This is a genomic window from Pseudarthrobacter chlorophenolicus A6 (assembly GCF_000022025.1).
Classification (GTDB): Bacteria; Actinomycetota; Actinomycetes; order Actinomycetales; family Micrococcaceae; genus Arthrobacter; species Arthrobacter chlorophenolicus.
Window position 1 is genome coordinate 4,331,551 of record NC_011886.1, and the last position, 21,495, is coordinate 4,353,045.

General features: G+C 62.3%; 15 protein-coding genes. 14 read left to right on the forward strand and 1 reads right to left on the reverse strand.

The genetic code is table 11. From position 1 onward, the window contains the following. Positions 1-374 precede the first annotated feature (374 nt). The 14 genes from ACHL_RS19525 (at position 375) to ACHL_RS24060 (ending at position 18,681) form a co-directional block, all read left to right on the forward strand. Entirely contained in the window at positions 375-3,068 is a 2,694-nt protein-coding gene (locus tag ACHL_RS19525) for a helix-turn-helix transcriptional regulator (RefSeq protein ID WP_015939038.1), read from the forward strand. Between the two features lie 228 nt (positions 3,069-3,296). Further along, positions 3,297-4,838: a sugar transferase gene (locus ACHL_RS19530; RefSeq protein ID WP_015939039.1), complete on the forward strand. Its 1,542-nt coding sequence runs from the start codon at positions 3,297-3,299 to the stop codon at positions 4,836-4,838. Positions 4,839-4,866: 28 nt separating this feature from the next. After that, the gene (locus ACHL_RS19535) at positions 4,867-5,982 is read left to right on the forward strand and encodes a Gfo/Idh/MocA family protein (protein ID WP_015939040.1); all 1,116 of its coding nucleotides are present in this window, start codon (positions 4,867-4,869) and stop codon (positions 5,980-5,982) included. Then, the gene (locus tag ACHL_RS19540; RefSeq protein ID WP_015939041.1) at positions 5,979-6,971 is read left to right on the forward strand and encodes an NAD-dependent epimerase/dehydratase family protein; all 993 of its coding nucleotides are present in this window, start codon (positions 5,979-5,981) and stop codon (positions 6,969-6,971) included. Before ACHL_RS19535 ends, ACHL_RS19540 begins: the two co-directional genes overlap by 4 nt. Next, positions 6,971-8,137 (forward strand): DegT/DnrJ/EryC1/StrS family aminotransferase, encoded by a 1,167-nt coding sequence (locus tag ACHL_RS19545; RefSeq protein ID WP_015939042.1) that lies wholly within the window; start codon positions 6,971-6,973, stop codon positions 8,135-8,137. Before ACHL_RS19540 ends, ACHL_RS19545 begins: the two co-directional genes overlap by 1 nt. After that, positions 8,134-8,793, forward strand: coding sequence for an acetyltransferase (locus ACHL_RS19550; RefSeq protein ID WP_015939043.1), 660 nt, complete (start codon positions 8,134-8,136; stop codon positions 8,791-8,793). The genes ACHL_RS19545 and ACHL_RS19550 overlap by 4 nt, the downstream gene beginning before the upstream one ends. 77 nt (positions 8,794-8,870) lie before the next feature. Further along, the gene (locus ACHL_RS19555; RefSeq protein ID WP_139187374.1) at positions 8,871-10,070 is read left to right on the forward strand and encodes a glycosyltransferase family 4 protein; all 1,200 of its coding nucleotides are present in this window, start codon (positions 8,871-8,873) and stop codon (positions 10,068-10,070) included. 1 nt (position 10,071) lies between these two features. Further along, a complete protein-coding gene (locus ACHL_RS19560; RefSeq protein ID WP_015939045.1) occupies positions 10,072-11,568 on the forward strand; it encodes a lipopolysaccharide biosynthesis protein in 1,497 nt (498 codons plus the stop codon). Next, the gene (locus tag ACHL_RS19565; RefSeq protein WP_015939046.1) at positions 11,565-12,674 is read left to right on the forward strand and encodes a DegT/DnrJ/EryC1/StrS family aminotransferase; all 1,110 of its coding nucleotides are present in this window, start codon (positions 11,565-11,567) and stop codon (positions 12,672-12,674) included. The genes ACHL_RS19560 and ACHL_RS19565 overlap by 4 nt, the downstream gene beginning before the upstream one ends. Next, positions 12,671-13,780 carry a glycosyltransferase family 2 protein gene (locus tag ACHL_RS19570; RefSeq protein ID WP_015939047.1) on the forward strand — a complete coding sequence of 370 codons (1,110 nt, stop codon included), beginning with the start codon at positions 12,671-12,673 and terminating at the stop codon, positions 13,778-13,780. Before ACHL_RS19565 ends, ACHL_RS19570 begins: the two co-directional genes overlap by 4 nt. Positions 13,781-13,833: 53 nt before the next feature. Beyond that, positions 13,834-15,075 (forward strand): rhamnosyltransferase WsaF family glycosyltransferase, encoded by a 1,242-nt coding sequence (locus ACHL_RS24270; protein WP_015939048.1) that lies wholly within the window; start codon positions 13,834-13,836, stop codon positions 15,073-15,075. Further along, positions 15,072-16,442 carry an O-antigen ligase family protein gene (locus ACHL_RS19580; RefSeq protein WP_015939049.1) on the forward strand — a complete coding sequence of 457 codons (1,371 nt, stop codon included), beginning with the start codon at positions 15,072-15,074 and terminating at the stop codon, positions 16,440-16,442. Before ACHL_RS24270 ends, ACHL_RS19580 begins: the two co-directional genes overlap by 4 nt. Continuing rightward, the gene (locus ACHL_RS19585) at positions 16,430-17,332 is read left to right on the forward strand and encodes a YveK family protein (protein ID WP_015939050.1); all 903 of its coding nucleotides are present in this window, start codon (positions 16,430-16,432) and stop codon (positions 17,330-17,332) included. Before ACHL_RS19580 ends, ACHL_RS19585 begins: the two co-directional genes overlap by 13 nt. A gap of 20 nt (positions 17,333-17,352) precedes the next feature. Next, positions 17,353-18,681: a hypothetical protein gene (locus ACHL_RS24060; protein WP_015939051.1), complete on the forward strand. Its 1,329-nt coding sequence runs from the start codon at positions 17,353-17,355 to the stop codon at positions 18,679-18,681. A gap of 79 nt (positions 18,682-18,760) precedes the next feature. Here the strand turns inward: ACHL_RS24060 and ACHL_RS23895 are convergent, their stop codons facing one another. Then, on the reverse strand, positions 18,761-21,478 hold the full coding sequence (locus tag ACHL_RS23895; RefSeq protein ID WP_167534780.1) for a WecB/TagA/CpsF family glycosyltransferase: 2,718 nt from the start codon (positions 21,476-21,478) through the stop codon (positions 18,761-18,763). Positions 21,479-21,495 lie beyond the last annotated feature (17 nt).

A 21,495-nucleotide genomic window follows, 5' to 3' on the forward strand; every position in this document is an offset into this window, starting at 1 on the left:
TCCAGTGCGATGGATCACAAGTTTCTCCCACCCTAGACCCGCTCCGGCTTCCGGGATTATGTGCATCGGCACAAGCCCGCAGCATCCAAATCAGAACTTTCTCCAGCTGCGGACATTACAGGGCATCAAAAGATGCCTGCAGGTCAACCCCGAAATATTCAGGAAACGCGGCGCCCAATCTTGAGCCAATCCAGCGCCTATTTGCATGGCACCCCGAACTGCGGCCGCTATATATTCCTTTTTACGGCTGGGTTTCGCGCTGGCGGCGGGATCTGGCCGGGCCGGACCTCCGGGCAGGAACCGGCGGTACGGCTGCCGTGCCGGATACACATGCGCAAGAATGCGGTCTCCTTTCTTCACAGGATGGGGACCCCATGTCTTTGGTAGGCCGGAGTAAGGAACTGGACAGGATCCTGTCGGTGATCCGCGGACCCAAGGATTCCGCCCTGGTGGTGTCCGGCAGCAGGGGAGCGGGAAAGTCCGCACTCCTTGCCGAAATCTCCGCCCTGTGCGACTACCCCACGGTGTTCCTCAGCGCCAGCGCGTCCGAGTCCGACTGGCCGCTCTCCGGGATCACGGCCCTCCTGAACAGGATGGACGACCCGGTCCTGAACAGGATCGCGGACGAGCTCCTGCGGGACGCGGCGGGCACCCTAAACGTCCCTGCCTTCTCGGCGACGCTCCTGGCTGGACTGCTCCAGCGGTCATCATCGCGGACGGTGATTGCCATTGACGACGCCGACAGGCTCGACCCCGGCAGCCAGGCAGTGATCGGTTTCCTGGCCAGGCGCCTGACCGGAACCGACATTGCGCTGTTCCTGAGCGCCCGCGGCGCCCCGCCTGACAGCCCGTTCAACGGACTGGAGTCGCTGCTACTTAATCCGCTCAGCTACAACGAGACGGTGCGGATGCTGGAGGCCATCCCCGCAAAACAGGCCACGACGGCGGCCGCCCACGCGGTTGCCTCAGCCACGCCGGGCAATCCACTCGCCGCCGTCGAGCTTTACCGCCACCTGCTGGAGCGGCAGGCCGACGGGAAGTACGCAATGCCCATCCCGTTGCCCTGCAGGGGCAGCTTCGAAACGGAATTTGCTGCGGTGGTGGGCCGGCTGACTCCGTCGGCCCGCGGCATCCTGGACCTTCTCTCGCTGTCCTGCCGGACCGATATCGGTGCCCTGGAACAGGTCAGCGGAGACGTATGGTCCGGCGTCGACGAACTGCTGTCCGAAGGCCTGGTCAGCCGAACGGGACCACACCTGCGGATCCGCGAGCAGTTGCTGCGCGGCTACGTCTTTTCCACCATGACCCCGGCGGCACGGACAGCCAGCCACCGTGCGCTGGCAAACGCCTCGGAGTCCTCTGATCCGTACGCGAGGCGCTGGCACCTGAGCTACACGGCGCTGGAGCGTCAAACGCCATTCAGCCTGCTGCGGCACGGGGTGGACCTGATCCGCGGCGGCGATGTGCCGTTCGCCGTCGAGTACGTTGAGCGGGCCCTGACCCTCAACCCGTGGGAGGCCGAGACCGCGGCCCGCCTCGCTGCCATTGCCGAACTGCTCTTCAGCCTCGGCGAATTCGTGTACGCCCGGCGCTATCTGGACTGGGCGCGCCGGGTCACCCACAATCCGGCCCTCATCCTTCGGCTGACCGGCCTGGCCTTCGAGATCCAGTTTGCCCAGGGCGCTTCGGTGCGCTCGAGCATGGTGCTGCGCCTGGCGAAGGAGTTTGGCCGGCACGACCCCGCCTTCACCGCGGGCCTGCTGGCCGGCGCAGCCCTCTACTACGCGGAACGGTGGGAACTGTCTGACGCAGCCGAGGTGCTCCGGTGCGGCACCGGCTTCCGGGATGCGGCGTCGCCCGAGTGCCTGGCCATCGCCGAACGCGCGCAAACGCTGGTAGGTTCCATCGGCGGGGACGCCACCAGCCTTGCCCGCAAGCATGAGCCTGCCGGGGAAGCCCGCGCACTGTGCCTGCTGGTGCAGGGCCGGGCCCTCAGCTACGCCGAGCGGTATGAGCACGCGGCGGAGGCCTTCGCCATGGTGCGCAGTTCCGTGGAAGCCGGCGACACCAACTGGCGGGAGTGCGCGATGTTCCTGGCAGTGGACAACGAGGTGCGGGCCGGCAACATCCGCGTGGCGGTCCGGCTCATCGACGAACTGGAAGCGCACGAGCCTGAGATCAAGTATTTCCGCGGGATGCGGCACCTCTTCCGGGTGTGGCGGGCACACGCGTTGGGGGACGAAGCGCTGGCCGCCAGCTACGCCACCGAGGCCCACCGGTTCGCAGCCTCGGAAAACCATCCCGCGCTCTCCGCCCAGCTGGCAGCCATGCAGGGACACTTCGCGCTGCTGCGGGGGGACCTGGCGGAAGCCTGCGCCCAGCTGTCCCGGGCCGCGGAAATCGGGATGTGCTTCAGCAACCCCACCCTGCTCCGCTGTGAGGGGGACCTGGTGGAAGTCTTGGTGCGGCTTAATCGGCACCGTGAGGCAACGCTGGCCCTGCAGCGCCTGGAAAGCCGCTCGGTGGGGCTGCGGTCGCCCTGGCTGATGCTGGCCGTGGCGCGGAGCCGCGCCATGTTGGCCGACGGGGAACAGTCCCTGCAGCTCTTTGCCCGGGCGCTCGAAGCAAGGACGGGGCACGAATCGATCCTTGAGCGTGCCCGCACCTTGCTGTGCTACGCCGAACGCCTCAACGCTTTCGGACGGATCCGGGACGCCCGGGATGCCCTCATGCGCGCCAAGGTGATGTTCGACGAGGCCGGCGCCGATGCGTGGACCCAGCACGTGGATGTGCTGCTGCTGGACGAACGGGTGGAACCGGCCCGGCCGCAGGGCAACCCGGCCATGATGCTGCTGGCTGACCACGAACGCGCCCTGGCCCGGATGGTGGCCCGGGGGCTCCGCAATAAGGAAATCGCGGCAACCCTTTATGTGTCCGTCCGGACCGTCGAAGTGCGGCTGACTGCCATTTACCGGAAGCTCGGCGTGGAGTCCCGCGCGCAGCTGACAGCCCTCGCCAGCACGAAGGAATCGACGCCGGCGGAGCCGTACGTCCTGCCCGTCCTGTAGGGCCTGAAGCCTGCAAATGCAGGTATCCGCAGTATCCACACTGATCCGCGGACGGACCCACAAAGCCCCTTCCGAACCCCGCCGGGCCGGCATTTTGAAAGCTAGCTTTTCTTCACGGCCAGACATCAGCGGACATGCCGGGAAGGGGTCACCTTGGCAGAGATACCAGTAGCCAGAACCCGGCGTGCCGGCCTTCGCTGGCCCGTTGCGCCCGTTGCTGCACAACGGATGGCAACAACGCAGTTGGCGGCGGCGGATACCGCAGGAACCCGGTTTCTGCGGCCGCCAACTGCACGTCCCGCCAGCGCTCCGGCAAGCCCCCCGGCCAGCGCTCCGGCAACGGGGCGCAGGGCCGCAGCGTCCTGGCTCGCCACGCACGTCAATTTGCTGCGCGTGACTGATTCGCTCCTGGTCATCGGGGCGGTGGGCGCCGGCTGCCAGCTCTCCTATGTGGGATTCGCACCGGCGGACCCGGGCGATGCGGGAACGGTGGCCTCGGCAGCTGTTATTGCCTTCCTGTGGCTCATCGGCCTGGAAGTCTACCGGACACGGGATGCCAAGCTGTTGGGGATCGGCGCCGACGAATTCAAGCGCGTCACCTCGGCAACCTTCCGGGTCTTCGGCCTGATGGGCCTGGCCGCCGTGCTGTTCTCCCTGCACGGTGCAACCGCTTTTGTTACGGTTTCGCTGCCGCTTGGCCTGCTGGGGCTGACCGCGAACCGGTGGGCGTTCCGCCGCCGCCTGACGGCCCAGAAGGCCAGGGGCCGGTGCCTGTCCCGGGCCCTGGTGGTGGGTGATCCGGACGACGTCCGCTACGTGGTGCAGCAGGTCCTCCGGAAATCGGGACCGGTGTATCAGATCCTGGGTGTGTGCCTCCCGGGAGCCCGCCGGGGAGCCAGCCTCCGGGTGGACGGGCGGGCCATCCCGGTGCTCTGCTCCACGGATGACATCGCCCGCACGGTCCGGCTTGCGGAGGCCGACTCGGTGATCATCGCCGGGCCCCTCCCCGGTGGCAACCGTTTCATCCGCGAGCTCGGGTGGCGGCTTGAGGAATCGTCAACGGAACTCATCCTCGCGGCCACGCTGACCAACGTTGCGGGTCCCCGGATCCACTGGCGGCCGGTTGAGGGGCTGCCCCTGATGCACGTCGACATCCCGCAGTACACCGGTGCCAAGCACGCGATGAAGAGGGTCATGGATGTGGGAATGGCGCTATTGGCCCTCCTGGTCCTGTCCCCACTGCTTGTTGTCCTAGCGGTCATCGTGCGGCTGGACAGCCCGGGCCCGGTGTTCTTCCGGCAAGACAGGGTTGGCCGGGACGGCCAGGCGTTCGGCATGCTCAAGTTCCGGTCCATGGTGGTGGACGCGGAAGCCCGGCTGGCAACCCTGGGGGCGCAGAACGAGGGCGCCGGGGTGCTCTTCAAAATGCGCGACGACCCGCGGGTGACACGCTGCGGCCGGTGGATGCGGAAATACTCCCTCGATGAGCTGCCTCAGCTGTGGAACGTGGCCCGCGGCGACATGAGCCTGGTGGGGCCGCGGCCTCCGCTGGCACGGGAGGTCAGCGGCTATGAACGCCACACCCACCGCCGCCTGCTGATCAAGCCCGGAATCACGGGGCTCTGGCAGATCAACGGCCGCTCCGATCTTCCTTGGGATGAGGCCGTCCGGCTGGACCTCTACTACGTCGAAAACTGGTCCATCGCCGGGGACCTGCTGATTCTGTGGCGGACGTTCCGGGCAGTCGTCCGGCCGTCCGGCGCCTACTGACCCAACCGCACTCCGGAAAGAAAGTGATATGAGATCCTTCCCGAATCCTTTCCAAGCCCACACCCACCGGCAACCATCGCCGAACTTGCGGATCGCCGTCGTGGGCGCCGGGTACTGGGGGCCCAACCTGGCCCGCAACCTGCACGCCAGCCCCGACTGGGACCTCGTTGCCATCTGCGACCTGGACCTTGACCGCGCGCGAAAGCTGGCGGCGTCGGTGGGTGACATTCCCTCCGTCGAGTCCTTGGACGAACTGCTGGACACGTTCGACGTGGATGCTGTGGCCATCGCGACGCCGGCCCGTACCCACCATGGCACCGTGATGACCGCGCTGCGCGCCGGCAAGCATGTCCTGGTGGAGAAACCCCTGGCTGACAGCCGGGCACACGGGCTGGAAATGGTGGCTGAGGCTAAAGCCAACGGCCTGGTGCTCATGGCGGACCATACCTACTGCTACACACCTGCTGTCCTGAAGATGCAGGAACTCGTCCAGTCGGGGTCCCTGGGCGAGATCCTGTTCGTGGATTCCACACGGATCAACCTGGGGCTGGTGCAGCCGGACGTCAATGTGTTCTGGGACCTCGCCCCGCATGACCTCTCCATCCTCGACTTCGTGCTTCCGGGCGGCCTCAACCCTGCCGAGGTCTCCGCTTTCGGGGCGGACCCGCTGGGCACCGGGCGGGACTGCGTGGGCCACCTGAACTTCCGGCTTCCCAACGACGCCACGGCCCACGTGCACGTGAACTGGCTCAGCCCCACCAAAATCCGGCAGATGGTGATTGGCGGGTCCCTGCGAACCCTGGTCTGGGACGACCTCAACCCGCAGCAGCGGCTCAGCGTCTACGACAGGGGCGTCAGCCTGGACCGGCAGCCCAAAACAGCCGGGGAAAAGGCCTCCACCAACATCTCCTACCGGCTGGGCGATACCTGGTCCCCGGCACTGCCGGAGCGGGAGGCCCTCAGCCAGGTGGTGGCGGAACTGGCCTGCTGCATCCGCAACGGCCAGGAGGCCCGGACGGGCGGCGCATCAGGGCTTCGCGTGCTGTCTGTGCTCGAGGCCGTGACCCGGAGCCTGACGCAGGACGGCCAGCCCGCTGCTGTTGCGGGATCCGAGCTCGCCGAAGAGATGGAGGGAGCGCGGTGAGCCGGCTGGAGGGGGCCAACATCCTGGTAACGGGCGGTGCCGGCACCATCGGTTCCACGCTGGTGGATGCGCTGCTTCAGGCCGGCGCGGGCCGGATCGACGTCCTGGACAACATGGTCCGCGGCCGGCTTGGAAACCTTGACGCCGCCCTTTCATCGGGACGGGTGGAGCTGGTTCGGGGAACCATCCAGGACCGGGACCTGGTCAACGACCTGGTCAGGGGCAAGGACCTGGTGTTCCACCAGGCGGCCATCCGGATAACCCAGTGCGCTGAAGAGCCGCGGCTGGCGCTGGAGGTGCTGGTTGACGGAACGTTCAACGTCATCGAGGCGGCGGCCGCGCACAAGGTCGGGAAGCTGGTGGCGGCTTCCAGTGCGTCCGTTTACGGGATGGCGGAGGAATTCCCGACGGCGGAACGGCACCACCACGCCAACAATGACACCTTCTACGGGGCCGCCAAGTCGTTCAACGAGGGCATGGCCCGCAGCTTCCGCGCGATGACGGGGCTGGATTACGTGCTGCTGCGCTACTTCAACGTCTACGGCCCGCGGATGGACGTGCATGGCCTGTATACCGAGGTGCTGGTGCGGTGGATGGAACGCATCATGGATGGCCGGCCGCCGCTGATCTTCGGCGACGGGCTCCAGACCATGGACTTCGTGTACACCACTGATGTGGCGCGGGCCAACGTGCTCGCCGCCGCCGGCGACGTACACGAGGGCGTTTACAACATCGCCAGCGGAACCGAAACAAGCCTCCTGGAAATGGCGCAGGCGCTCCTGCGGGTCATGGGCTCCGGCCTGGCCGTGGAACATGGTCCCGCCAGGCAGGTCAACGGGGTGGAGCGGCGCCTGGCGGACACCACCGCCGCAGCCCGGGACCTCGCTTTCAAGGCCGAGGTGGGGCTGGAGGAGGGACTCCGTGAGCTGGTGGCCTGGTGGAAACCGCTGCGCGATGAGATCGCTGCGTCCCGGAAAGCCGGTGCGTGATGAGTGCTGAAGCGGTGCTCTCGCGGATCAACGTCATGAAGCCGTGGCTGGGGGAGGAAGAAGCGCGGGCTTTGGCCGAGGTGGTTGCCTCGGGTTGGGTGGCGCAGGGGCCGAAGGTGAAGGAGTTCGAGGAGAAGTTCGCAGCGGCGCAGGGGGTGCGCCACGCCGTCGCGGCCTCCAGCTGCACCACCGCGCTGCATCTGGCGTTGGCGGTGGCCGGCATTGGTCCCGGGGACGATGTGGTGGTGCCGTCACTGTCCTTCATCGCGACGGCGAACGCCGTGACCTATCTGGGGGCGCGGCCGGTGTTTTGCGATGTGGATCCGGTGACCGGCAACGTCACGGCGGAAACCATCCATGCGGCGCTGACGCTGGATACGCGGGCCGTGATCGTGGTAGACCAGGGTGGGGTGCCGCTGGACCTGGACCCCATCCGGGTCCTGTGCGACCGGCATGAGATCACCGTCATCGAGGACGCCGCCTGCGCGGTGGGATCAACGTACCGGGGACGTCCCGTGGGCGCCGGCGCGGACGTTGCTGTCTGGTCCTTCCACCCGCGGAAGATCCTCACCACGGGCGAGGGCGGGATGCTGACCACCAACAGGGCAGACTGGGCGGCCCGGGCCAGGACCCTGCGGGAGCATTCGATGAGCGTGTCCGCGGCGGACCGGCACGGTCCAATGCTGGCCCCGCCCGAGTTCTTCCTCGAAGTGGGGTTCAACTACCGGATGACGGACCTGCAGGCCGCCGTCGGCATCGTGCAGCTGGGCCGGCTCCCGGAGGTGCTGGCGCGGCGGCGGGAGATCGCGGCCAGGTACGTGGCCGGGCTGTCCGGCCTGCGGGGGCTGCGGCTGGTGTCTGATCCGCCGTACGGCACCTCGAATTTCCAGTCATTCTGGATCGAGGTGCTGCCCACCTTCGGCACCACCCGCGAGGGCCTGCTGGAGCGACTGGCCGAGGCCGGCATCTCGGCGCGGCGGGGCATCATGGCCGCGCACCGGCAGCCCGCCTACAAGTGGCGTGACACGGGCAACGCCTGCCTGCAGCAGACGGAACGGCTCAACGACAGGACGCTGATCCTGCCGGTCTTCCACGAGCTCGACGACGAAGGAATGAACCGCGTCATCAGTACCATCCGCGCCGCCGCGGCCGGAGCGGACGCATGAGCGAGCTGATCCTGATCGCTGCCAGCGGCCTGGCCCGCGAAGTCCTGGCGATGGTGCGCAGCAGTGGCCAGTACGACGTCGTCGGACTGCTGGATGACGACCGCGAAATGGCGGGCGTGACCGTGGACGGCGCACCGGTGCTCGGGACGATCGATGACGCTGTGAACTTCAAGCACGCGTTCGTCCTGGTGTGTATCGGCTCGGGCAGGGCGCGTGAGGCCGTGGTGGAGCGGCTCACGGCCCAGGGTTTCAACGAGTCGCGGTATGCCACCGCGGTGGACCCCTCGGTCCAATACCCGGAGGGGTGCCGGATCGGCCGGGGCAGCATCCTGCTGCGTAATGTCACTCTGACCGCGGCCGTGACCATCGGCGCGCACGTTGTGGCGATGCCGTCGGTGACCTTCACGCACGACGACGACGTGGCGGACTTCGCCACGTTCGCTGCGGGGGTCTCGCTGGGCGGCGGGGTCCGGGTTGGCCGGGCAGCCTACCTTGGCATGAACGCCAGCGTCCGCGAACGGACCTCAGTAGGTGCCTACGCGACGGTGGGGATGGGCGCGGCCGTGCTGAGCAACGTGCCCGACGGCGAGACCTGGGTTGGGGTGCCGGCCCACGAGATCGAACGGGCGGCTTTCAATTACGGAGGAGCGCTGTGAGTGCCCGGCCGATGGGGCGGCAAGTCACGCGCGTGGCTGCCTCTCAAAACCCTGGGGACCTGGCGGCCAAGGACCGGATGAGGATCTTGGTCTACCCACATGAACTGGCAATGGGTGGCAGCCAAATCAACGCCCTGGATCTTGCCGCCGCTGTCCGCGAATTGGGGCACGACGTGTGCATCTACGCCACAGACGGCGTCCTGCTGGACAAAGTGAACGAACTGGAACTGCCCTACATCCGCGCCCCGCGAAGCCGATACTCCGTTGATCCCGGAACCATCCGGAAACTGAATTCAACCGTCCGCCAAATGAATATCGATATTGTGCACGCTTATGAATGGACCGCAATAGTTAATACCGGGTTTGGTCCACATCTCACGGGGAAGCCCAAGGCTGTCATGACGGTGCTTTCCATGGATATTCCCGATTTTCTTCCACGCGATATTCCCATGATCGTGGGTACGCAGGGGCTCGCTGAGCTGGAGGCACAGCGCCGGGATAACGTTCATGTCATCGAGCCCCCGATCAATACCGAACTTAACAAATCCAGGGGGACAGATACGGCGCGCCGGCAAATCGGAATTCCATCCCAGTCTCTGGTCGTAAGTATTATTGGTCGGCTCACCACGGATCTCGGCAAACTCGACGGTGTGCTGGCTGCCATAAGGGTCATCGACAAGCTGGCCCTTGTGCGGGACGTAATCTTGGCCATTGCCGGTGACGGTGAGGGGTTCACGGAGGTGCACGGGCTCGCATCCACCGTGAACCAACGCCACGGGAGAGAAGTGGTTCGCGTCTTGGGAAACGTCCTGGATCCCCGCCCCGTTTACGACGCCGCCGACGTCGTTCTTGGCATGGGCAGTTCGGCGCTTCGAGGCATGGCATTCTCTAAGCCTCTGATCGTGCAGGGACGTTGCGGCTTCTGGCGGACGGCGAGCCCGGAGACTGAAGCGCAATTCCTGAAAGACGGATGGTTCGGAACTGTGGGCGCGGGTGAAGTCGAACTCGAAAGTGCCCTGTCAGAGCTTCTGGCCGATGCGCCACGGCGGGAGATGTTGGGAGACTACGGGCGCCGCCTGGTTGAAGAGAGGTTCGGCGTGGCCCAGGCAGCAGAACGTCTCGTATCCATATATCGCGCCCAGCTTTCCGCGCCCAGGAAACCCGCGGCCCATGCAGCCTCTGTCGCCCGATCTGGATTCGAGACGGCGAAATTCCGACTCTCAATGCGAAGGCAGATGCGTTCCGTTCGCATGACCAACTCCCCAGGGGGAACCTAACGTGCCGGCGACCGAAGGAAGCCTCGACTCCCTGGTTCGCCGTGGAATCGCTTGGAGCAGCGTCAACAGCATGGTCCTCAAACTAGGGACCTTCGCTATGGGGATTGTTCTGGCCCGGCTGCTTGCACCGGAGCAGTTCGGCGTATTCGCCGTCGCATTGACCGTGCAGCTTGTCCTTATGTCGTTTGCCGACCTCGGGATGACAGCGGACCTGGTCCGATCAGCTGCTCCCGAAAAGATTGCCCCCACCATTGCCACCTTCGGCTTCGGCTCCGGGGCACTGCTCACCGTCACGTTGATTCTGTCCGCCCCGAGTCTCGCCGCGCTGATGGGCAGCCCCGAAGCAGGCCCTGTCATAGCCGTTATGGCTGTTTCGCTGGTGCTCGCAGGAGCCGGAGTTGTTCCATACGCGTCACTGCAAAGGCGCTTCGCACAGAAGCAACTGTTCATCATCGCTCTGGCAGACTTTGCCATCAGCGCGATCCTCACTGTCTTGCTTGTCCTGAGCGGCTTTGGCGTCATGGCCTTGGCGGTGGGGAGGATAGGTGCCCAATCGGTGACGCTGGTACTCCAGTTCGTATTCTCAGGCGAGCGGGTGCGGCCTGGCTTTGACAAAACCGTGGCCCCTGGAGTTCTCGCCTACGGACTGCCTGTGGCCGGGGCCAACGTCCTGTCTTGGGCCCTTTTGAATTTGGATAATGTAGTCATTTCGCGGCTTGCCGGCCCGGTTGCGCTTGGCTATTACTTCCTCGCATTCAACATCTCAAACTGGCCGATGAGCGCTCTTGGCCAGGTGGTCCGTTCCATCTCCATTCCCGCTTTCGCCAGAGTTGCCTCCGGCAAGGCAGATAGGAGTCTTGCCGCAATGGCGGGGCCGGTATGGGCCGTAGCGTTGTTGGCGGGCCTGATACTCGCCGTTCTGTCCGCACCACTGATTGAACTTGTTTACGGCAGCCGCTGGCTTCCGGCGGCATCGATACTTGCGTGGCTGGGAGTATTTGGCGCCCTGCGGACCCTCTTTGACCTCTCCGCTTCCTATCTCCTTGCACGAGGCGCAGCCAACAGCACCCTCCTGGTGCAGGTGGCCTGGATAGCCGGGTTGACTCCCGCAGTTGTACTCGCAATGCTCTCCGGCGGAACAACCGGGGTTGCATTCGCCCACCTGCTCACGGGGTTGCTGGTCGTGTGTCCGGCATACGTTCTCGCCCTCCGCCGGGCCGGGGCGGACGTCCGGTCCGTGGCAGGGAAGATCTGGCCACCCGCTGTGGCGGCCCTCCCTTCTGCCGCGGTAACCCTCGTAGTGACCCAAACTGTCGCTGCGCCGGCAGCGGCAGTCCTCGTGGGAGCTGCGGCCGGCACCTGTATGTACATCCTGCTGCTCTTCCGTTGGTTCCGTCGGCAGTTGGTAGATGCCGCCGGCTTCCTACGGGAAGCGGCCACAAACGATCCGCTGCATCCCGCGGACCAGGTACCGACACCCTCCGGAGGTATGCCATGACAAAGACGATCGTTCCCTTGGTGGATTTGTCCCATCAACAAATCCAAATTAACGATCTCATTCGCGAAGGCTTCAATCGTGTAATTGCCGAATCAAGCTTCATCATGGGACCTCAGGTGGGAGAGTTCGAGGAAGCCTGGGCCCGCTACTGCGGTGTTCCCTTCGCCATGGGTGTGGGCAACGGGACTGACGCTATCGAATTTGCGCTGCGGGCGGCAGGAGCCGGCCCCGGTACAGAGGTTGTGCTTCCGGCCAACACGTTTGTGGCTACGGCAGGCGCAGTTCAAAGGTGTGGCGCCCGTGTGGTGCTCGCGGACTGCAATGATCATTTCCTGATCGACTCCGCCCAAGCCGCTGACAGGGTTACGGCAAAAACAAAGGCAGTCATTGGCGTCCATCTGTACGGACAGCCTGCAGCAGTTGAGGAACTGCGCAGCGCTGTCCCGCCGGACGTGGCGGTCGTAGAGGACATGGCACAGGCGCAGGGGGCGACGCGAAATGGCGTGCGTGCGGGTGCTTTGGGTGATGTGGCAGCGACCAGCTTTTACCCGGGCAAGAACCTTGGAGCTTATGGAGATGCTGGTGCCGTCATGAGCATCAGGCAGGAATTCGCCGAGCGGGTCAGGCGGCTCCGGAACCATGGCGGAATCAACCGCTATGAACACCTCGAGGTGGGCTTCAACTCGAGGCTGGATACGCTTCAGGCCGTAGTTCTCAATGCGAAGCTGGCACTCCTTGACCAATGGAATTCGCAGCGCGTCGAAGCCGCAATCCGCTACCAGCAGCTCCTTGACGACCTGGAGATGATGACGCTTCCCAAGGCTGCGATTGGTAACGGCCACGTGTTTCACCTGTATGTGGTGCGGGTGCCAGACCGGGACAGGGTGGTAAGGGAACTTAATGCGGCCGGTATTGGAGCAGGAATTCATTATCCCAGCCCGGTGCATCTCCTGCCGGCGTACGCGCATTTGGGGCACCAAAAGGGAGACTTTCCAACTGCTGAGGAACAGTCCGCAGAAATCATGTCTCTTCCGTTGTTTCCGGGAATTACCGCCGGGCAACAGGAACAAGTGGCCGACTGCCTGCGCAGGGTGCTGGGCGCATGACCACGCTTCAGGAGGCGCCTGAGCGGGTGTCTCAACGAATCAGGATCAAGCCGCAAAAAACCAGGACCTACAAACCGAAGGTGTCGGTTGTTATTGCCTGCTACAACTACGCCCGCTATCTTCCGGACGCGGTGCAGAGTTGCATTTCCCAGCTGGACGTAGACGTGGAAATCATCATTGTCGACGATGCCTCCACCGACAACAGCCGCGCTGTCGCGGAATTGCTCCGCGAGCGGCATCCCAATGTCTCGTGCATCCACCGCCCGGATAATGGAGGGCCCGTGGAAGCGTTCAACGACGGCGCGCGCGTTGCTACCGGTGAATTCCTCGTGCGACTTGATGCCGACGACATGCTGACACCCGGTTCTCTGGGGCGCGCCACCTTGGTAGCTCAGGCTTTTCCGTCGGTGGGACTGGTCTACGGGCACCCTCTCCATTTTTCGAAGCTGCAGCTTCCATCCCCTCGTGTACGGCCCACCGCATGGACCGTATGGCCGGGGAGGGAGTGGCTGACCGATCGTTGCCGTTCCGGCAAGAACGTCATCACTTCACCGGAAGTCCTGATGCGCCGCTCCCTGCTCGAAAGGTACGGCTATCTGTCACCTTTGGCGCACAGCCATGACATGGAGCTCTGGCTGAGGCTGTCCGCCTTCTCCGATGTGGCCTATATCCACGGCGCCGACCAGGCATGGCATCGCGAGCACGCCAAGAGCCTGTCAGCGACACATGTCGACGATGTCGTCGATTTCCGTGAACGCGTTGCCGCCTTCAGGGTTCTTTTTGAAGGGCCCGCCGGCGCACACCCCGATTCCACCAACCTTTATGCCCTGGCGCGGAGATCGTTGGCAAAAGAAGCACTCTGGAAAACACGGCACGAACTCGCCCGCGGCATACAGTTTTCATCGCTGCGAACAACCTGGCTGGATCTGTCCGCGGCCATGGATCCTGCAATTATCAGCAGTCCTGAATGGAACCGACTCCACCTGCAGCCTGCTGAATGGTTCCTACCACCCCTGTTGAGACCACGAGCCGTCGCCTTGCGACTGCGGGGGCGAATCAAATCCGATTTGGCGTGGCATAGGTGGCACAGGACAGGGGTTTTTTAGATGCGGACCCCGGCCAAGTTTCTCTCCCTAGTTTCAGACGAGGACGTGATCAAATGACTGAAACCCGCGTTCGGGAATTAGTCGAAAGAATTCGCACCCACGGTGCCGGGGATATCGGCCGCAGAGCCGTGAGGCGGTTAAGCAACAACCTTGCCGTTGCCTTCGCCACCTCAGCCCTTGATTTCCCGCTTCTCACGCAGGATGTCGCTGACTCAACCAAACTTTGCCTGGCGCCGCCCCCAGGGAGGAGAGCGTCGCAGGAAGCCCTGAACCTGGGGTGGCTCTGTACCCCACCAGGTCCGGGATCCGGCGGCCACACCACTCTTTTCCGAATGGTGAAAGGGATGGAGGATCGGGGCCACAAGTGCACGCTCCTCCTGTACGATCGCCACGGCACCAACATGTCACGTGCAGTCGCAGTAGTCCGCGAGTATTGGCCTTGGCTGCACGCCGACATACGTGTAGTCCCAGCCTCTATCCAAGGATTTGATGGGTGTGTGGCGAGCTCCTGGGAAACAGCACATGTCCTTGCGCGCCGGAGCGCTGCAGCAGCGATCCATCGCTTCTATTTCATTCAGGATTACGAACCCTTCTTTTTTCCGAGGGGCAGCCTGTACAGCCTGGCAGAGGACAGTTATCGGCTTGGCTTCACGCACATAGCCTTGGGAAACATGGTGGCCGACGCGTTGTTTGAAAACGCGGGCGTCTCGTCTGCTGCAGTTCCCTTTGGATGCGACGGAGACACGTATGTCCTCGACAATTACGGCACGAGGAGCGGCGTGGTCTTCTACGCACGCGAAAGTGTGGACCGCAGAGGCACGTTGTTGGGTGAACTCGCAATGGAAGACTTTCATAGGAGGCACCCGGAGCAGCCCATCCACGTGTATGGCGATCCACTTCCGTCATGGCAGGTTCCGCACCACCATCACGGGAAGCTGTCGCCGGTACAGTTGAACCGTCTATATAACCAATGTCTGGCAGGGCTGGCCCTTTCCTTCACCAATATTTCCTTGGTGGCGGAAGAAATGCTTTCCTGCGGGATGGCGCCGATAGTGAACGACCACCCCTTCGCGAGGAAAGATCTTGGTACCCCAGGTGTCCGGTGGGCACCGGCAACCCCTGGTGGTATAGCCGAAGCACTCTGCCGGGCCGTCGAAGACCCTCCCTCGCCCGGAGAAGCCGCGCACTCAGCGTCCTCAGCGCGGAAGTCATGGGAGCTAACCAAGGCGAAAACTGCCGCCATTATCGAGGCGCAATCGTTCGGAGGGCTTCAACCGGGGGATGTCCACACATGACATGGAACATTGCCCGCACTTCGAAAGTGAATCCTCCGGCAGTCCTCTATCTTGTCCTTTTGGCGACGCTTGTTCTGCCCTCGTATATGGTTCTCCCGGCCTTCGGCGCAAGCGGAAGTGCAGGCCAGGTCCTGGCAGTAGGGACGTTCCTGCTATGGCTAGTAGCGTCAGGGTTAGGGCTGCATAACCCGATGCCTTTTGGTCATCCCGGCAGGGCAGCCATGCTCTTTTGGATCATTGCCAGCTGCGCCAGCTATGCAGCGATGTTTGCCGGTTTCAGCGGCGGCAACGACGCCGCCGGCAGAGCCGGAGCCGATCGGTGGCTCATATTGCTGCTGGCAGGTGCCGGCGTGACTTTGCTGACCACCGAAACGGTCCGGTCAGTTGAATCTGTCAAATCTCTTGTGCGGTGGGTCATGGCCGGGGCTGCCTTCTGCTGCGTCGTCGCTTTGGCCCAATTTGCCCTGCGGATAAACCCCATGGAATGGGTGGCTTCCATGATGGTCGGATTTGAGGACAACGGCTCCGGCACCGCTTTCCAAGCTCGGGAGGCATTCATGCGTGTGGCCGGAACTACGATGCACCCGATCGAACTGGGTGTTGTCTGCTCCATGCTTTTGCCCTTGGCCATCTGGTGGAGTCTGTTCGATTCAGCAGCGCGAAAGTCAGCCCGTGTTCTGCTACCGATCCTGATCTTTGCCGGGAACGTCATCACCGTGTCCCGCACGGGGCTAATTGGTTTAGCCATTGCAGCACTCATCCTCATCCCGTACCTGCCGGACCTGGCGAGGCGATGGGCCATGGTGGTGGTTCCTTTGGGAATCGTAAGTCTCTTCCTCTTGGTTCCCGGTATGGTTTCCACTCTCTTTTCTTCCGCTACAGCAGGTTCATCGGACTCTTCAATTACTTATAGGACTGATGACTACCCGCTGGCCTGGCAACTATTCTTCGATCGTCCATGGCTTGGTCTGGGACCGGGGTCCTGGCTGCCTATAGATGCAAAGGACATATTCGACAACCAGTATTTGCTGACAATAGCAACAATGGGAGGAATAGGACTTGCGGCACTCCTGGCCTATTTTCTGGCCCCACTCTTTGCCAGCCTCACTGCAGCGCACCATGCAAAGACACCTGAGACGCGAGTGCTGGCAGGAGCGGTAGGTGCCGCCATGCTCGTGGCCGCTGTATCTGCGGGAACATTTGATGCCCTGTCATTCCAGACGTTCGCCCTACTTTGCCCCTTCTTCGTGGGGCTCAGCGGCGTGGTCTGGCTTTTGGTCAAAGATCAACTTTCATATCACACAATGGCGTCAGTACCGCCGCCAGAACGTAGAAGAACTGGGGAAGGAACAAAATGGACCCGCTGACAGTCTTGACCACCCTTTGGCGGCACAAGTGGGTGGCCCTGCCCGTAGTACTGCTGACAATCGGCGCCTGCGTCTATGTCTATCTCTTCGCACCCCGATCCTACGAGGCAACGGTGTCATACGCCCTGACGGCACCCGATGTCCCCTCAAATCTGGAACTTGAGAGGGACCCGGATCTTGCCAAATTGAATTCTGATAACCCGTACCTGCGCAGTAACGACAGTTCCCTCCTTGCACAGGTTGTTATCACCAAACTCTCCGATCCGGCATACGTCGATCAACTTAAAGAGGCGGGCTTGGCCACTGACTTCAAGATCGCACCTGTTTCAAGCATTGGTATGGGCTTGGTGACGGTAACAGCAACCGCGGATTCCGAGACCGAGGCCGTGGCCACAGCAAAGCTCGTTGGCGAGCAATTCACATCTACCCTCTACTCGGTACAGAAGGTCAATAAGGCTGATGACCGCTATCTGTACTCGCCCATCCTGGTCCGCGGCCCCGGTCCGGCCAAAGAGCTTTTCTCAAGCCGCTTGAGGTCGTTGATCATGGTTGGAATTGCCGGAAGTGTATTGCTCTTTGGTGCCGTGTCGCTAGCGCGGGCCGGAACCGTACGGCGTGACGGAAAGCAGAACAGCGTCGCCCCCTTTCCGAAAGAGGCGCCTTATGTCCCTTCGGTGAATATTTCGATAGAGACCCCCGAAGATATCCCTGCGCCAGAGACAATCCCTGTACCAAGAAGGACCGGACGGCGCGCGAGCACAACGGCACCGCCTGCCGTAACGGCCGATTTGGAATACAGGAATGTCAGTATGGCGACTGCTGCATCAGAACAGGATGAGAACGATACAAAGCATTTCGTGGCAGCCGGCGAAAAGGCCCGCGCCCGATAATCAAGCCTGGGAGAGAATAAATGAAACCGCTAAAGCGGGCCGTTCTAGCCGCGTCACTTACCGCTGCAGCAATAGCCATCAATGCATGCCAAGGTTCAATTGCGATTCAGGAATTCGGGAAAATTGCTACTGAGCGCAATGAGCTAGCACCACAGCGATCTTTACGGACCGTTGATGGCGGATTAAATTATTACGGAAAGTTCAATAATCCCCTACCGGCGACACCGGACTACTTTCCTATAGGCATTTGGCTGGAAACCATCCTGAATCAGGACGATGTTAGAAACGACAGCGAAGCCGGGATCAATCTCTACGTTGATCTAGCCCCCAGTTCCGACCTCAGCCTTTTGGACGGCCTCCAGCCTTATGCGTTATCCAGCACTTCTGCCCCCGGAGATAACGGTGCCGTCCTGGCTGACGAAGCCGACATGTGGGCCGGTCCGGGCGAGGCTGCATGGACCGGAAACTGGCCAGGGCAAGGTCCCATCTGCGAACCAGAAAACATCCCGTGCGGCTATTCGCTACAAAAACAGCTCGCTGCCAGCGCTGGAAGCTCCAGGTTGATTTATGGCAACTACGGCAAAGGTGTCACGTTCTGGGAAACGGATGCCCAGGCTTCGCGCTTTATCAATGAGTACCAGAATGTCGTATCGGCAGACAATTACTGGTTCACGGACCCCAACATCTGCAGCCAAGGTGAGGGTGGGGCGTTAGTAGGCGGCGAACGTCCATTGACAGAATCCGAATGCCGCTTAGCCGCTAATTATGGTTGGACCGTGGATCGTGTGCGATCTTTGGTCAGCCCGCTGAGAAGCATACCTGTTTGGTCTTTCGTAGAGCTCGGTCAGCCCTTCGAAGCATCGAAAGAGGCAATAACGGGGGCACAGATCCGGGCGGCCGTGTGGAGCAGTATTATCCACGGAGCAATAGGGATAGTTTATTTCAACCACAGCTTTGGCGGAAATTGTCGCTCATTCCATCTACTCCGCGAACCATGTGCCGCGCAGATGAGATCTGATGTGACAACCTTGAACAACCAACTCGCGGAACTCGCACCCGTTCTCAATTCCTCATTCCTCGATGGCGCGCTCACTTACACCGGCCGAGTGCAAAGCGCAGTTAAAATCCATGGTGAGTCGCTCTACATTTTCGCCGGTTCCGCCCAAGTTGCATCCCAAAAGGCGCGGTTCGACATTCCTTGCCTGGCAAATGGTAGCGGGACCGTGGTGGTCCTCAATGAGGACCGCAGCATTGAGATGTCAAACGGCAGCTTCAGCGACACCTTTGAGAACGGGAATTCGGTCCACCTCTATCGAATCGACGGAGCTGCTACTCTGTGCGCGCCGTAGCGGAGTGCCGCTGAGGCTGGCGAGGATCCGCCCCCGGTCCCACATTGAGGGCGGATCGCGGCACGGCTACCCCGTTCTTTTACAGCCTGCTTGACTCGTCGCTCTCCCACGCTGCTGATTCGAGACCCACCCACCGGCGGGCGTGAAGCCGGCCTGCCAAGGCAAAAGCAGCGTAAACGCCAGCTTCCACCGCGGATCTCGGACCGCTTACTGAACCGACTAAGTCCCTGAGTGTCTGCATAGTGTGGGACCCCGGAACATCGCGCAAGATGACATTGCTGCGATAGTTCCTGCCTAACGTCTTCAAAAGACTCCCGGTTGTGCGGGGTGTTCGAACCGTCGCGGGCGCGCACTGCACAACTGCCTTTTCCTTGTCACTATAGAGCCGGTCAACCAAGCAGTCATCGGCAGCTACCGAGGGGAATTCGGGGAGCCGCGCCTTCCCTTTCCTGCTGATTGCATACACGCCCGCTCCCCATATGGATTCAGCTGGCTTCGGAAGACGGTTCCGTGCCCTGTAGAACGCCCGGACGGGCCACGAAGCACCGCTAAAGTCATAGCGGTAGGCCGGACGAGCGCAAAGAATGGCTCCGCCCTCACCCAGAAGCTCCAGGGTGGCACACAACGCTTCCAAAGGAAGCTCAATGTCGGCATCAAGATACATCCGCGGCCAGCGGGTTGCCACCTGATCTCCGGCATTCAGGGCTGCGGTCTTGGAGGCTTCCTCAACTTCAATCACCCTGGCGTCCTTGTAGGATCGTGCAATAGATGCAGTATCGTCGGTGCAACCATTGCAGGCAACGATGACTTCCACCGTACCTCCCACCATGGCCGGGACAAGACCGTCCAGTGTCCGTCGGAGCACGCTGGCCTCGTTGTGGGCTGGGATGATAACTGTGCCCGTCGGTATCGCGGCGGGGACACGTACCCCTTCAGGATAGATCTCGGCATGAGGCAATTCACCCCACGATCCTTCACGAAGCACCGCCGCGAGGACTCCGATTCCAGGGGTCACAGGCACCCGCAGCAGAGCCGAGAGGATAACAGCGCTTCGAAATGCTCGCGAGTACGGTCGGGTGTGGAACTTGCGAATGTACTTGATCCGGTTGATCGCCATTAAGGCGTTTAAGGCAAGTGATGTTCCCGAGCCACCTCTGGAATGGCTCATCACTGCTTGGGACTCGAACCATATCTCCCATCCTGCCTGGCGGACCCGATGCATGAAGTCAGTTTCTTCCGAGTAGAGAAAATAGTCCTCGTCCCAATCACCCACTAGTTGTGCAACGTCGCGATGAATGAGGAGTGCTGCTCCCGTGGCCCAGTCCACTTTATGGGCGTGCATATAGCTTTCGTTGTCGAAGTCCATTTCAGAGAGCCAGGCGGGCCTTCCGGAGAGCTTGCTACCCATGACCGCGTCGCCAATTGCCCTTGTCACGGTGGGTTCGCGGCGCAGCGAGGGGTAAACAGTGCCATTGTCGTCTTTGAGGAGCGGCACCACAACCCCGGCTCCCGAGATCGCCATCCGATGACGCATTGCGCGTATGGCGCCCGGTTCGACCTGTAGATCCGGATTCAGAACCAGGAAGGAACGGGCAGCACCAATTTCCTGCATGGCTAAATTAATGGCAGCGGCATAGCCCAAATTTCCGCCGGTCGCAATCGCATGCACGTCTGAAAATCCTTCCAGGGCTGCGAGTGTGGAGGGACCCGGGGAGTTATCTGCGACTATGACTTTGATGGATTGCTCCCGTGACTCCCCTTGTAGGCTTTTGAGAAGCAGCGGAATATCCCGTTCATTGTTGTAAGTGACGATGATGACCGCGACATCCGTTTCCGACGTCAGAGGTGAAAACCCTTCGTCAGTCAGGTCTTTACTGGCGTAATCCTGCGGCTGTTGTCGAGGCGCAAAGCTTTCTCGGCCAAAGGAACTGACTGACAGCAACCTGAGATAAGCCTCCGGCCCCTGAACCAGGTACCGATTGGCCAAGCGCCGAGGTTCCAAAGCCAAGCGCCAGGCCCATTCCATGCCTACGTTCTGGGCGACCGCCGGTGCGCGCCGGACACGTCCCCCCAGGAAATCCACTGCGGCGCCGAAGGCCAACATCACGTTGGCTCCAGTCTGGTATCCGTACTCTGCGATCCACAGTTCCTGACGCGGCTTTCCCAGGCACACAACCAGTATGTCTGTGTCGGTGGCAGCGATCCGGGTGGCAAGGGACGAGGAAGCCACGTGGTCGGCCAGCTCGCTTCGGGCCGGCGACCAAAAGCCCGAAATCACGAGCCTTGGATGGCTCGTGGCCAACCTTGACCGTACCTGTGTGTGAACTTCCTCGGATCCGCCCAGGAAGCCCACCCGGATGCCGGCCAGCTCCGCGCGGTCCAATATTGGCCCAATCAGGTCACTGCCCGAGAGTCGTGGCCACGTTCGACCCGTCATCCCTTGTACGTGACGGACCAAAGGAGCTCCGTCCAGCAACGACAGCCATTCGGGCGTATCTTGCCGTTCAAGGATCCCGGCCCAACGGGCACCTGCGCCGAAATGCTGGAGGTGGTCAAGGTTCGCGGAGGCCACGGCCAGCGGCGTACGTCCAGGCCGTGATCGCTGCATGATCAGTTCGACTGCCTCCTCAAAATCCAGGAGCCGAACTGGAGAACCACCCAATGTGACCCAAGCGTTGTCCGCGGAAAGCTGGAGGGGCGCGCCAGACTTGGCGTTGACGTCTCCGGCAGGATGCCGGGAGGTCGTCCCATCCAACCAAGCTGCCGGCTGCACAAGTGCGCGAAGTGAAGAAGACATTGTCATAGAGCAACCTT

Coding starts and splice junctions, on each gene's coding strand:
- ACHL_RS19525 (WP_015939038.1), top strand. CDS start 375: ATGTCTTTGGTAGGCCGGAGTAAGGAACTGGACAGGATCCTGTCGGTG.
- ACHL_RS19530 (WP_015939039.1), top strand. CDS start 3,297: ATGGCAACAACGCAGTTGGCGGCGGCGGATACCGCAGGAACCCGGTTT.
- ACHL_RS19535 (WP_015939040.1), top strand. CDS start 4,867: ATGAGATCCTTCCCGAATCCTTTCCAAGCCCACACCCACCGGCAACCA.
- ACHL_RS19545 (WP_015939042.1), top strand. CDS start 6,971: ATGAGTGCTGAAGCGGTGCTCTCGCGGATCAACGTCATGAAGCCGTGG.
- ACHL_RS19550 (WP_015939043.1), top strand. CDS start 8,134: ATGAGCGAGCTGATCCTGATCGCTGCCAGCGGCCTGGCCCGCGAAGTC.
- ACHL_RS19555 (WP_139187374.1), top strand. CDS start 8,871: ATGAGGATCTTGGTCTACCCACATGAACTGGCAATGGGTGGCAGCCAA.
- ACHL_RS19565 (WP_015939046.1), top strand. CDS start 11,565: ATGACAAAGACGATCGTTCCCTTGGTGGATTTGTCCCATCAACAAATC.
- ACHL_RS19570 (WP_015939047.1), top strand. CDS start 12,671: ATGACCACGCTTCAGGAGGCGCCTGAGCGGGTGTCTCAACGAATCAGG.
- ACHL_RS24270 (WP_015939048.1), top strand. CDS start 13,834: ATGACTGAAACCCGCGTTCGGGAATTAGTCGAAAGAATTCGCACCCAC.
- ACHL_RS19580 (WP_015939049.1), top strand. CDS start 15,072: ATGACATGGAACATTGCCCGCACTTCGAAAGTGAATCCTCCGGCAGTC.
- ACHL_RS19585 (WP_015939050.1), top strand. CDS start 16,430: ATGGACCCGCTGACAGTCTTGACCACCCTTTGGCGGCACAAGTGGGTG.
- ACHL_RS24060 (WP_015939051.1), top strand. CDS start 17,353: ATGAAACCGCTAAAGCGGGCCGTTCTAGCCGCGTCACTTACCGCTGCA.
- ACHL_RS23895 (WP_167534780.1), bottom strand. CDS start 21,478: ATGTCTTCTTCACTTCGCGCACTTGTGCAGCCGGCAGCTTGGTTGGAT.